This is a genomic window from Microbacterium ginsengiterrae (assembly GCF_014205075.1).
Lineage (GTDB): Bacteria > Actinomycetota > Actinomycetes > Actinomycetales > Microbacteriaceae > Microbacterium > Microbacterium ginsengiterrae.
This window is the reverse complement of sequence record NZ_JACHMU010000001.1, coordinates 1248793-1261324: the sequence shown is the minus strand read 5'-3', so window position 1 is coordinate 1261324 and position 12532 is coordinate 1248793. Positions and strand designations below refer to the sequence as shown.

The 12532-nt window shown below is 68.4% G+C and carries 10 protein-coding genes and 1 tRNA gene; 10 read left to right on the top strand and 1 reads right to left on the bottom strand.

What is annotated here, in order from left to right:
- Positions 1-2 precede the first annotated feature (2 nt).
- From HD600_RS06310 to HD600_RS06295, 4 genes are all read left to right on the top strand, one after another.
- On the top strand, positions 3-1760 hold the full coding sequence (locus HD600_RS06310; protein ID WP_184282316.1) for an alkaline phosphatase family protein: 1758 nt from the start codon (positions 3-5) through the stop codon (positions 1758-1760).
- Positions 1761-1838: 78 nt separating this feature from the next.
- Positions 1839-2705, top strand: coding sequence for a GyrI-like domain-containing protein (locus HD600_RS06305; RefSeq protein WP_184282314.1), 867 nt, complete (start codon positions 1839-1841; stop codon positions 2703-2705).
- 134 nt (positions 2706-2839) lie between these two features.
- Positions 2840-4078, top strand: coding sequence for an MFS transporter (locus HD600_RS06300; RefSeq protein WP_184282312.1), 1239 nt, complete (start codon positions 2840-2842; stop codon positions 4076-4078).
- On the top strand, positions 4075-5076 hold the full coding sequence (locus HD600_RS06295) for a DUF2804 domain-containing protein (protein WP_184282309.1): 1002 nt from the start codon (positions 4075-4077) through the stop codon (positions 5074-5076). The genes HD600_RS06300 and HD600_RS06295 overlap by 4 nt, the downstream gene beginning before the upstream one ends.
- 89 nt (positions 5077-5165) lie before the next feature.
- Here HD600_RS06295 and HD600_RS06290 read toward each other — a convergent pair.
- A tRNA-Leu gene (locus HD600_RS06290) sits at positions 5166-5248 on the bottom strand.
- A 144-nt stretch (positions 5249-5392) separates the two neighbouring features.
- Between HD600_RS06290 and HD600_RS06285 the strand changes: the two genes are divergently transcribed.
- The 6 genes from HD600_RS06285 to HD600_RS06260 are packed head-to-tail and all read left to right on the top strand — an operon-like array spanning position 5393 to position 12499.
- Positions 5393-6085: an FhaA domain-containing protein gene (locus HD600_RS06285; protein WP_184282307.1), complete on the top strand. Its 693-nt coding sequence runs from the start codon at positions 5393-5395 to the stop codon at positions 6083-6085.
- Positions 6082-6594, top strand: coding sequence for an FHA domain-containing protein FhaB/FipA (locus HD600_RS06280; protein ID WP_184282305.1), 513 nt, complete (start codon positions 6082-6084; stop codon positions 6592-6594). The genes HD600_RS06285 and HD600_RS06280 overlap by 4 nt, the downstream gene beginning before the upstream one ends.
- A gap of 7 nt (positions 6595-6601) precedes the next feature.
- Positions 6602-7933: a PP2C family protein-serine/threonine phosphatase gene (locus tag HD600_RS06275; protein ID WP_184282303.1), complete on the top strand. Its 1332-nt coding sequence runs from the start codon at positions 6602-6604 to the stop codon at positions 7931-7933.
- Positions 7930-9315, top strand: a complete 1386-nt coding sequence (locus tag HD600_RS06270; protein WP_144793912.1) for an FtsW/RodA/SpoVE family cell cycle protein — start codon at positions 7930-7932, stop codon at positions 9313-9315. The genes HD600_RS06275 and HD600_RS06270 overlap by 4 nt, the downstream gene beginning before the upstream one ends.
- Positions 9315-10769: a peptidoglycan D,D-transpeptidase FtsI family protein gene (locus HD600_RS06265; RefSeq protein ID WP_184282301.1), complete on the top strand. Its 1455-nt coding sequence runs from the start codon at positions 9315-9317 to the stop codon at positions 10767-10769. Before HD600_RS06270 ends, HD600_RS06265 begins: the two co-directional genes overlap by 1 nt.
- Positions 10766-12499: a protein kinase domain-containing protein gene (locus HD600_RS06260; protein ID WP_184282299.1), complete on the top strand. Its 1734-nt coding sequence runs from the start codon at positions 10766-10768 to the stop codon at positions 12497-12499. Before HD600_RS06265 ends, HD600_RS06260 begins: the two co-directional genes overlap by 4 nt.
- Positions 12500-12532: the final 33 nt, after the last annotated feature.

Below are 12532 nucleotides of genomic sequence, written 5' to 3'. Positions count from 1 at the left end.
ACGTGACGCACGACAGCGGACCCGTTCCCGCCTCTCCTGAACCGGACGACGACCGACGGCGTTCGCGCCGCAGTTTCCTCCGCGCGTCGAGCGTCGGCGCCCTCGGCGTCGCGGCCGGAGCGATCGGGGCGGCCGCGATCAGCGCCGGCATCCGGGACCAGGACGACCCGGATGCGACCTACGGGTTCACGCCGCTGCCCGCCCGCCCGGAGCCGGGATTCGACCACGTCGTGGTGCTCATGTTCGAGAACCGCAGCTTCGACCACATCCTCGGCAGGCTCTACACGAGGGACACCGTACCCGCGGGGCAGAGGTTCGAGGGGGTGCAGTCCGGCGACCACAGCAACACCGCCCCCGACGGCACGGTCATCCCCGCTCACGTGTACGAGGGATCCACCGACGAGATCATGAGTCAGCCCGACCCGGACCCCGGCGAGTTCTACTCGCATGTGAACACCCAGCTGTTCGGCGTCGTCGACCCCGCCACCAACGCCGACCTCGCCGCCAACGAGCTCTCCGCGCCATGGAACGCCCCGAAGAAGGGGCAGAAGCCGGACATGAGCGGCTTCGTGCGCGACTACATCATCAACTACCGCCTCGAACGCGGCACCGACCCCACGCCCGCGGAATACGCCAGGGTCATGGGCGGATTCGACCCGGAGATGCTGCCGGTGCTGTCCACCCTCGCCCGCGGATTCGGTGTGTACGACCACTGGTTCTGCGCCGTCCCGTCGCAGACGTTCTGCAACCGTTCGTTCTTCCACGCCAGCACCTCGCACGGATTCGTCACGAACGTCCGCAACGGCGGACTGGACAAGTGGTTGAACGCCCCCGCCGTCCCGACGATCTTCAACCGGCTCGAGGAGGCCGGCAAGACCTGGCGCGTCTACTACGACGCCGACCAGGTGGTGTCCCTGACGGGGATGCTGCATGCGCCCTCGATCGAGAAGTACTGGAAGACGAACTTCCGCAGCATGGAGCAGTTCCACGACGACGCCGCGAACGGCAACCTCCCCGACTACGCGTTCATCGAGCCGCGCATGGTCTTCGATCACAACGACATGCACCCTCCCGTGAGCAGACCGAAGGTCGTGCACGAGGCGGACGGGTCGACGTACGACAGCGCCGTCTCTGACATCCGCGCCGCCGAGGCGCTTCTCGCCGAGGTGTACACGTCGATCCGCGGCGGGACGAGCGCCAAGGGGTCGAACGCCATGAACACGATGGCGTTGGTCGTGTTCGACGAGCACGGCGGGATCTACGATCACGTGCCGCCTCCGGCAGCGACGCCGCCCACGGAGGGCGCTGAACCGGGGGAGATGGACTTCACCTTCGACCGTCTGGGGGCGCGCGTGCCGGCGATCGTCATCTCGGCGCACACCGCGGCCGGCAGCGTGATCAACGACGAGATGCACCACGGGTCCGTCATCAAGACCCTCTGCGAGCAGCACGGGTTGACCCCGCTCACGCGACGGGATGCCGACGCGCCGAGCCTGCACAACGCCGTGACGACCCGGACACCGCGCCAACCCGCGCTCTGGCCGGACGTGCACAAGCCGTTCGTGCCGAAGAACCCGGAATCCGGTCGCAAGAAGCCCGACGAGAAGAGCGGCAAGCGCCCTCTGACCGCACCGGCGCTCGGGCTCATCGGCATCCTGCTGGCCCGCTACGAACCGGACGCGAAGATGCCGGAGACGTATGCCGACGCGTACGAAGTGCTGACCACGCACGGGAAGGGCCTGTTCGGCGTGAGGGACTGAGATCCGACCCGATCGGACCGGAACTGTCGGGTGTTCGGCGCGCGAAGACCGCAGGGTGGAGAGCGAAGGGAGATCACCGTGATCGCAGAGCTCAACCGGTTGATCGACGCTGTCGAGGCCCGACTGACCGAGGACGTCGACATCGCCGGGCTCGCGGCGGCGGCCGGGACGACCGAGTACCACCTGCGCCGGATGTTCTCGTCGCTCGCCGGTATGCCGCTGTCGGAATACATCCGCAGGCGACGCATGACTGTCGCCGCGGCGGATGTCGCCGGCGAGGACAGGATGCTGGACATCGCGGTGCGCCACGGATACGGCTCGACCGAGGCGTTCGGCCGGGCGTTCCGTGCGGTGCACGGGTCGAGCCCGGCGGACGTCCGCGCACACGGCGGTCCCCTTCGATCGCAACCGAAACTCAGGTTCCGCCTGACCGTCGAAGGGAACACGTCCATGGACACCCGCATCACACACCGCCCCGAATTCCGGCTCATCGGCCACGCCGCCCGCGTGCCGCTCATCCACCGCGGCGTAAACCCGCACATCCAGGCCCACATCGCTTCGATCCCGGCCGCTGAGCACGAGCGGTTGAAGGCACTGTCGAACACGGAACCGTCCGGGCTTCTGCAGGTGAGCGCCGATGTCGACCCCGACGCCGTCGAGGGCACTGAGCTCACCTATATGCACGGCGTCGCCGTGGATGCGCAGTCCCCCGTACCGGAGGGACTCGACGCGATCGAGGTGCCGGAGGGGGACTGGGTCGTCTTCCGCACGTCGGGGGACCATCCGACCGCGCTGCAGGAGGCCTATGCGGCGTCGGCGACGGACTGGTTCCCGTCGAACCCGTGGCGTCTGCGCCCCGGCCCGTCGATCGTCGCCGTGCTCGAGCGCGCCGGAGACTTCCGCACTGCGACCTGCGAGCTGTGGATGCCGATCGAACGCGCATGAGCCGGTGTGGCGGCACCGACGACGGGTGATTGCGCCGTCGGAGGCCGTCGAACCATTACAGTGAGGGTGCGCCGCACCCGAGCGGCGCGTGGATCGATTCATCCGCGGCACTGGCGCCGCGAAGAAGGAGCCCCGTGAGCACGCTCGCGCCTGCCCTGCCCCGCACGTCCGATCGACGTCTGCTGACGTGGCTGTTCGTCATGAACGCTGCGCTGCTCACCTGCTACGCGGGATTCATGGTCATCTTCATCCCCGATCAGGTGCAGCAGATCGACCCGGTCAACAAGGTCGGGAACCTCGCGATCGTGATGACCGCGTCCTCCGTCGGCGCGATCATCATCCACCCTCTGATCGGGGCGTTCTCCGACCGGACCCGCAGCCGGTTCGGGCGCCGCGCGCCCTGGATGGTCATCAGCGCTGCCACCGCGGCCCTGTTCATGGTGCTGCTCTCCGGAGCCGCCGAACTGTGGTCCTTGGGCGTCTACTGGGTGCTGGTGATGCTCGCCCTGAACGCGGTGGGCACCGCGCAGGCGGCGATCGTGCCCGACCGGATCCCCCGGCAGCGGTTCGGCGTGGCATCCGGGGTGCTCGCCATGGGCACCTTCCTCGGCATGGGTCTCGGCGTCGCCGGCGCGGGCTTCTTCGCCGACAGCATCGGAATCGGCTACGCCACCTTCGGCGGGATCATCCTCGTGGCCAGCCTGCTGTTCACTATCTTCAACCGCGACTTCTCCTCGCGCGACATGGCAGTGAAGCCCTTCCGCTGGCGTACCTTCTTCGCGAGCTTCTGGGTGAGCCCGCGGGCCTTCCCCGACTTCTGGTGGGCGTTCGCAGGGCGCTTCATGCTGATCCTGGCCTACCAGAGCGTGCAGTCCTATCTGCTGTACATCCTGCGCGACTACGTGGGAGTGTCGGATGCCGAGTCCACGGCGCTGAGCACCCCGTTGACCGCGGTGATGCTCGTCGGCGCCCTGGCGACGGCGTTCGCGGTCGGCAAGCTCAGCGACCGAGCCGGCAAGCGGAAGATCTTCGTGATCGTCGCCTCGCTCATCATGGGCGCCTCGCTGGCGATACCGCTGGTGTCTCCGACGATCGGCGGGATGTTCGCCCTCGCCGTGACCTTCGGCCTCGGCTACGGCATCTACATGAGCGTGGATGCCGCCCTCATGACCGAGGTGCTCCCCACGGCGGAAGCGGCCGCGAAGGATCTCGGCATCCTCAACATCGCCACGACGCTCCCGCAGGCCCTCACCCCGGTGATCGTCTGGGCGCTGATCGCGCTCACCGGCAGCTACACCGCCGTCTTCACCGCCGGCATCGTGTTCGCGATCGTCGGCGCACTGTCGGTGCTGCCCATTCGGAGTGTGCGATGACGGCCAGGGAGATCACCGCGCCGGTGCGCCTGGTCGGCCCGGACGGACGCCTCGACCCGGCATCCATCGGGTGGGCGCGACGCCAGCTGCACGACACCGACCGCATCGGACGCGGCTGGTACGGCTGGGGGCGCAACAAGCGCTGGGAGTACTGGGGCATCGTCACCCCGACGCACATCATCGCCCTGACGATCGGTGCGCTCGACTTCGCCAACGTCCGCCAGCTGTGGGTGCTCGACCGCGCCACTCTCACAGACATCGACACCTTCGAGATCTCGCCGGGCAATCGCGGCGTGGTCCTCACCGGCACGCACGGCACCGGAGTGAACGCGTCGCGCGGGAAGCGGTTGCACCTGCGATTCGAGGACACGGATGCCGGTACCCGTCTGCGGGCGCGGAGTGATCGCGTCCGTGTGGATCTCCTCGCCGAGACCTGGCCGGGGCACGAGGCGATGGGCATCGCCTCTCCGCACTCGCGTCGACTCGTCGATTACACGGTGAAGGACGTCGACCGGCCCACCCGCGGCATCCTCACGATCGACGGGGTCGAGCACGAGATCGCCGGCTTCGGCGTGCTCGACCATGCTCGATCCCGTGGTCGGTACCGCACCGACTGGAACTGGGGCGCGGCCGTGGGAGAGGTGGACGGGCGCCGCGTCGGCGTCAATCTGGGCGGCGGTGGCGCCGACGGCATCCGCAACGGCATCTCGCACACCGGGTTCACGGTGGACGGACGCGTGCACAAGATCCCCACTGCGCTGGAATGGGACTTCGACCCGTCCGACTGGATGAAGCCGTGGCGGATGTCCACCGATCGCGTCGAACTGGAGTTCACCCCGTTCTACGACCGCTATGCGCACACGGACTTCCTCATCATCCGATCGACCACGCACCAGTGCTTCGGCACGTTCTCCGGGCGAGTGCAGACCGACGAGGGCGAATGGATCCGTGTCGACGGGCTGGAGGGATGGGCGGAGGACGTCCACAACCGCTGGTGACCAGCAGGTCCCTGAAAGAAGAAGAGCCGGTCAGATGTGATTCTGACCGGCTCTATCATCTACGCACAGCGTGTCCTGAGGACATTCTGTGCGCGAGGGGGGACTTGAACCCCCACGTCCATAAGGACACTGGCACCTGAAGCCAGCGCGTCTACCATTCCGCCACTCGCGCGAGCGTCTCGTTCCGAAGAACTCAACTTCACGAGGATATCACGCAGTTCGGACGACTCAGAACGCGCGTCGAAGCCCCGCCAGCGGGGGTTATTCAGAACACCTGGCTACGATGTTGCTACCGCCGCCATGCCAGAGGAGCCCAGTGGGACTACTTGACAGCTTTGAGAAAGGTCTGGAGCGCGCCGTCAACGGCGCGTTCGCCAAGACCTTCCGCAGCGGCATCCAGCCGGTGGAGATCGCCTCGGCGATCCGCCGTGAAGCCGACATCAAAGCCGCCGTCGTCAGCCGTGATCGCATCATCGCGCCCAACAGCTACGTCGTGCGGCTGAGCGTCGACGACCACGACCGGATGCGCGCGCTCGGCGGCGCCCTCACGGACGAGCTGCACGCCCTGCTCACGGCGCATGCCACCGCGCAGGGGTACAGCTTCGCCGGTCCGCTCTTCATCGCCCTGGAGTCCGACGAGAAGGTCGCCACCGGCACGGTCCGGGTGAACTCGGGCACGATCGAGGGCAGGGTCAGCTGGCAGGCCGTCGTCGATGTCGACGGCCGCCGTCATCCGATCACGCGTGCGCGCACCGTGATCGGTCGCGGAAGCGATGCCGACATCACCATCGGGGATGCCGGCTCCAGCCGCAAGCACGTCGAGATCCTCTGGGACGGCGAGCGCGCGATGATGCGCGACCTCGGTTCCACCAACGGCACGAAGGTGAACGGCGAGAAGGTGCGCGAATCGCCGCTGCCGACGGACACCACGATCACGATCGGACGCACCGACCTCGTGTTCCGCGTGGTCCCGATCGCCGCGGAGAACCCGAGCGGAGTGCACAGATGAGTGAACTGGTCCTCCTGCTGCTGCGCATCGGCTTCCTCGTGCTGCTGTGGTTCTTCGTGTTCGGCGTCGTGTACTCCCTGCGCGCCGACCTGTTCGGCGTGAAGGTGCGCAAGCTCCCCGCCGAGGCCGCCACCGGTGCACCGGCCGCCGCGCCGGCCCCCGCGCCGAAGGCCGCTCCCCGCAGCGGCCAGAGCGGCGGTGCGGCCACCACCCGCTCCGTGTCGAAGCTCGTCATCACCTCGGGCCCCAAGGCCGGCCTCGAGCTGCCGCTGGGCACCGAACCGATGACGATCGGCCGCTCGAGCGAGTCCGGCCTCGTCATCCGCGACGACTACACCTCCAGCCACCACGCCCGGCTGCTGCTGCGCGGCGACACCTGGGCGATCCAGGACCTCGACTCGACGAACGGGACCTTCCTGTCCGGCAAGCGCCTCGGCACGTCCCCCGTCTCGATCGGCATCGGCGACACCGTCAAGGTCGGCGCCACGACATTCGAGCTGCGAGCCTGACCCCGGCATGGTGTTCGAAGGCTCCAGCGCCGCGATCTCCCATACGGGAAAGGTCCGGTCCAACAACCAGGACTCCGGCTACGCCGGGGCGAATCTCTTCGCCGTGGCCGACGGCATGGGCGGACACGCAGGAGGCGACGTCGCCTCCACGCTCGCCATCCAACAGCTCGAGCAGCTCGACCAGGTCTACTCGTCCACCGACGACGCGCAGGCCTCCCTGCAGGCGGCGACGACCACGGCGGCGGGCGACCTCATCCGCGCGGCCAAGGAGCGCCCGGAGCTCGCCGGTCTCGGCACCACGGTCAGCGCGATCATCATGGTCGACGATCACGCCGTCATCGGCCACATCGGCGACTCGCGCATCTACCTGTTCCGCGACGACGAACTGACCCAGATCACGGCGGATCACACCTTCGTGCAGCGGCTCGTCGACTCCGGCCGCATCACGCCGGAAGAGGCCAGGTACCATCCGAGGCGCTCCGTCCTCATGCGCGTGCTCAGCGACATGGACAACGATCCGGAGCTCGACATGTTCGTCATGCCGACGCTCCCAGGGGACCGTTGGCTGCTGTGCTCCGACGGCCTCTCCGGCGTCGTCGACGAGCCCCACATCCTCAAGGCCATGCGCCTCGGACTCCCGCCAGGGCGCACAGCGGACAACCTGCTCAAGCAGGCGCTCGACGGCGGCGCCCCGGACAACGTCACCATCGTCCTCGTGGACGTCGGCGGGCAGCATCCGCTCTCCTCCGGCACCCCCACCATCGTCGGCGCGGCCTCCACGCCCTCCGGCGTGCTCATCCCCGCCGCCCGCGTGAACCGTCCGAGCTGGCTGCACCCCGTCCGCCAGGCCGCGAACGAGCCGTCGCACTTCGAGCCGGCAGCCGACTACCTCGAAGAGCTCATCGAGGAGGATCGCCGCCGCGCCAGGCGCCGCCGGATCGGCTGGATCGCTGCACTCGTCATCGTCATCCTCGCCCTCACCGGCGGAGGTTTCCTCGCATACAGCTGGACGCAGACCCGCTACTTCGTCGGCGCCGACGAGGACAGCGTCGTGATCTTCCAGGGCGTGCAGCAGAGCATCGGACCGATCACGCTGTCCACCGAGATCGAGGACACCGGCATCCTGCTGGCGAACCTGCCGCCGTACCAGCGCTCCTCCGTCGAACGCACGATCAACGCCCGTTCCCTCGCAGACGCCATGGCGATCGTCGATCGGCTCCGCGCGGGCGAGCAGGCCGTGACCGGGGAGACCCCGCCGCCGACGATCGCACCGACACCCACTCCGACGAGCACCCCTGAGGGCGCCGCGCACACGACGGACAGCGAGGTGATCGGATGAGCACCGACGTCGCCGCCGACACTTCCGTCATCAAGGCCCTCAAGCGGATGCGCCTGCCGCAGACGCAGCGCAACCGCGAGTTCTGGCTGCTGCTGTTCGCCTGCGCGATCAGCGGTGCCGCCCTCGCCCTCGTGCAGCTCGGGGCGCTCGGGCTCATCGACCCGTTCATCCTCTTCATCGGCGGCGGCCTGGCGATCCTCGCCTTCGCGCTCCACTTCGTGCTGCGCGTCGTCGCCTCGGATGCCGACCCCTTCGTCCTGCCCATCGCGACCCTCCTCACCGGACTCGGCATCGCGATGATCTACCGGATCGACATCGCCAACGGATACACGGGCTGGGCCGCGTTCTCGACGAAGCAGCTCGCCTGGACGGCCATCTCGCTGGCCGGCGCGATCGCCGTCGTCATCCTGCTGCGCAACTACCGCGTCCTCTTCCGGTACACCTACCTGTTCGGCCTCGCGGGAATCGTCCTGCTGCTGCTGCCGTTCATCCCCGGCCTCGGCGCCACGGGCGCCAACGCCGACGTCTGGGTGTCGATCGGCGGGATCTTCTCCTTCCAGCCGGGCGAGATCGCGAAGATCTGCCTCGCGATCTTCTTCGCCGGGTACCTCGTCCGCACGAGGGAGAGCCTCACCTCGGTCGGCAAGCGCTTCCTGTGGATGACATGGCCCCGGATGCGCGAGCTCGGTCCCGTCATCGTCGTCTGGCTGATCTCGCTGGGAATCATCGTCATCCAGCGCGACCTCGGCACCGGAATGCTCATCTTCGGTCTGTTCATCGCGATGCTCTACGTCGCCACCGGCAAGACGAGCTGGGTGCTCATCGGACTGGCGATGGTCGCCGTCGGCGTCTTCGCCGCCACCCAGGTGCTCGCCTACGTCCGCGGCCGCTTCACCAACTGGCTGTTCGCGTTCGACTTCGACGTCGTCGACCCGCTGGATGCCGGTCACCAGCTCGTGCAGGGCATCTTCGGCCTCGCCCACGGCGGGCTGATCGGCACCGGTCTCGGCCAGGGACGCCCGCAGATCACCCCGCTCGCGCAGAGCGACTACATCATCCCCAGCCTCGGCGAGGAGCTCGGCCTCATCGGCCTGTTCGCGATTCTCTGCCTGTACATGGTCTTCGTCAGCCGCGGCATCCGGATCGGCATCACCGGGCAGGATGACTTCGGCAAGCTCCTCGCGACAGGGCTGTCCTTCACGATCGCCCTGCAGGTGTTCATCATGGTCGGCGGTGTGACGCGGGTGATCCCGCTCACCGGCCTCACCACGCCCTTCCTCGCCGCCGGCGGCTCCTCCCTCGTGGCGAACTGGCTGATCGTCGCGCTGCTGCTGCGCATATCCGACGGCGTCCGCCGTCAGCCGAGGGTGGTGATCGGCTGATGACCAAGGAGATCCGCCGGCTCAGCATCGTGATGCTGTTCATGTTCCTGTCCCTGCTGGTGGCCACCAGCTGGATCCAGGTGGTCCAGGCCGATCAGCTCGCGCAGACCGACCACAACACGCGATCCCTCATGGACAGCTACGAGATCCAGCGCGGCGCGATCATCGCCGGCGGCACACCGATCGCGTCATCCGTCGCCGCGGATGACGAGTTCCGCTACCAGCGCGTGTACGAGGACTCGCCCATGTGGTCCGACATCACCGGGTTCTTCAACCCCGCGCTGCAGTCGTCCACCGGCATCGAGAACGCCCTGAACGCCGACCTGTCCGGCACCGGCGCCAGTGCCTTCCTCTCAGAGATCGAGCGCATCGTCTCCGGGCAGCCGCAGCGCGGTTTCAGCGTCGAGGTGACGGTGGATCCGGTCGCGCAGCGAGCCGCGTACGAGGCACTGGACGGCCTCGAAGGCGCGGTGGTCGCGCTCGAGCCGTCCACCGGTCGCATCCTCGCGATGGTCGCGACCCCCGGCTACGACGCCAACGCCATCGCCGTCCACAGCGCGACCCAGGCCGAGGAGGCGTACAACGCCTTCGACGCGCAGAAGCCGAACCCGCTCATCAACGCCGCCACGAACGAGATCCACCCCCCTGGTTCGACGTTCAAGATCCTCGTCGCGGCCGCGGCGTACGCCAGCGGCGACTGGACCCCGCAGTCGACGCTCCCGAACCCCGCGCGGTACACACTTCCCGGTTCATCGGCGCAGATCTCCAACGCCTCCGGCGGCACATGCGGACCGGGGGCCACGGTCACGATCGCCGACGCGGTCAAGCTCAGCTGCAACATCCCGATGGCGGAGCTCGCCGTCGAACTCGGCAGCCAGACCATCTTCGAGATGGCCGAGAAGTTCGGCTTCAACCAGGAGTTCACGACGCCCCTGGCGGTCACCGCGTCCAGCTACCCCCGAGCCCTCGACGACGCGCAGACCGCGCTGACCGGGTTCGGCCAGGGACAGGTCACCGCGACGGCCATGCAGGTCGCGATGATCTCGGCCGGACTCGCCAACGACGGCATCGTGATGAAGCCCCGTCTGGTGGATGCCGTGATCGGAAACGACCTGTCGACGGTCCGCGAGTACGCGGACGAGGAGCTGGGTCGCGCGGTCGAGGCCGAGGACGCCGACGACGTGACCGCCGCCATGGTCGCGAGCGTCGCGGACGGCGCAGCGCAGGGTGCAAGAATAGACGGAGTCGCCGTTGCCGGTAAGACGGGAACGGCGGAGAACGACGGCGACGAACCGTACACACTGTGGTTCACCGGCTTCGCGCCGGCGGACGATCCGCAGATCGCTGTGGCGGTCGTCGTCGACAACGGCGGCGGTATTGGACAGTCGGGATCCGGTGACACGCTCGCCGCCCCGATCGCGAAGAAGATCATTGAGGCGGTGCTTAACAGATGAGGCCGACGCAGGGTGTGTCGTTCGGTGGGCGATACGAGCTTCAGTCGCGGATCGCGATCGGTGGCATGGGTGAGGTCTGGGAGGCCACAGACCATGTCATCGGGCGGACCGTCGCGATCAAGATCCTCAAAGACGAGTACATGGGCGACCCCGGGTTCCTCGAGCGCTTCCGCGCAGAGGCCCGTCACGCCGCACTCGTCAACCACGAGGGCATCGCCAGCGTGTTCGACTACGGCGAGGAGAACGGCAGCGCCTTCCTCGTCATGGAACTCGTCCCCGGCGAGGCGCTGTCGACGATCCTCGAGCGCGACGGCGCGCTGAGCTCCGACAAGACGCTCGACATCGTCGCTCAGACGGCGTCCGCACTGCAGGCGGCACACGCCGCCGGTCTCGTGCACCGCGACATCAAGCCGGGCAACCTTCTCATCACCCCCGACGGCCGGGTGAAGATCACCGACTTCGGCATCGCCCGCATCGCCGACCAGGTGCCGCTGACGGCCACCGGTCAGGTCATGGGCACGGTGCAGTACCTCTCCCCCGAGCAGGCCTCGGGGCACCCGGCATCGCCGGCGACCGACACCTACTCGCTGGGAATCGTCGCGTACGAGAGCCTCGCGGGCAAGCGCCCCTTCACCGGCGAGTCCCAGGTCGCGATCGCCATGGCGCAGATCAACGAGCAGCCCCCTCCGCTGCCGCCCACCGTGCCGATCCCGGTGCAGAACCTCGTCATGGCGATGATCGCGAAGAAGCCGGCCGACCGGCCGTCATCCTCGGCGACCGTCGCCCGCGCCGCGCAGGCGCTGCGCCGCGGCGACCTGAACTCCGCCGCGATCGCGGTGCCGGCCATCGCGACCGGCGGTGTCGCCGGTGATGACGCCACGCGCATCCTCACCACGGGCGACGACGGTACGACGCGCATCCTGCCGACCACCGCGCAGGTGCCGACCGAAGAGCCCGTCGAGGGCGAGGCGGCCAAGAAGAAGCGCAGCCCGTGGACGTGGCCGCTCATCGCCCTGATCGCTCTCCTCGTCATCGTGCTCGGTGGCACCCTGTTCACACTGCTGAACCCGGGTGAGCCCGAGCCTGCTCCGACCACGGCGAGCGCGACGCCGACACCGACGCCGACGCCCACGCCCGAGCCGACTCCCGAGCCGACGCGCATCAGCGTCGACTCCCTCGGTCTCGTCGGCCTGAGCTGCGATGACGCCATGGCCAGGGCGACCGAGGCCGGGCTCTCGCCCGTGTGCCAGACCGGTTCGACCGCCGCCCCCTCCGATGAGCAGGTCGGCACCGTCGAGTCCGTCAACCCGCGCGGCGACCTCGAGCAGGGTGCATCGATCACGCTGACCCTGTACGCCGACCGCGTGCAGATCGGCGCCCCACAGAACGCTCCGACCATCACCGGCGACCCCGTCACCGGAACGACCGTCACGCTGAACTGGACGAACTTCACCTGCCCGAGCGGCACGGGGAACCTCAGCGGCTACAACGTGAACATCACGAACGCGACCTTCAGCGACGGCAGCACGACCCGGACCTTCGACCCCGGCACCCGCAGCGCGGACATCACGCTGGGCGGCGAGGGCCTCACGGCGACGGCGACGTACACCGCGATGTGCTCCGGCGGCGGCAGCGACCAGCGCGAGTCCGGCCCGTCTCCGCAGATGTCCGTGCCGATCGTCGCGGCCGAGAACCAGGACGAGACCCCGCCGGAGGACGGCGAGGGCTGAAGTAGCCTTGACCACAGCCGCACCGTAGCCGAA

Coding starts and splice junctions, on each gene's coding strand:
- HD600_RS06295 (WP_184282309.1), top strand. CDS start 4,075: ATGACGGCCAGGGAGATCACCGCGCCGGTGCGCCTGGTCGGCCCGGAC.
- HD600_RS06280 (WP_184282305.1), top strand. CDS start 6,082: ATGAGTGAACTGGTCCTCCTGCTGCTGCGCATCGGCTTCCTCGTGCTG.
- HD600_RS06275 (WP_184282303.1), top strand. CDS start 6,602: ATGGTGTTCGAAGGCTCCAGCGCCGCGATCTCCCATACGGGAAAGGTC.
- HD600_RS06270 (WP_144793912.1), top strand. CDS start 7,930: ATGAGCACCGACGTCGCCGCCGACACTTCCGTCATCAAGGCCCTCAAG.
- HD600_RS06265 (WP_184282301.1), top strand. CDS start 9,315: ATGACCAAGGAGATCCGCCGGCTCAGCATCGTGATGCTGTTCATGTTC.
- HD600_RS06260 (WP_184282299.1), top strand. CDS start 10,766: ATGAGGCCGACGCAGGGTGTGTCGTTCGGTGGGCGATACGAGCTTCAG.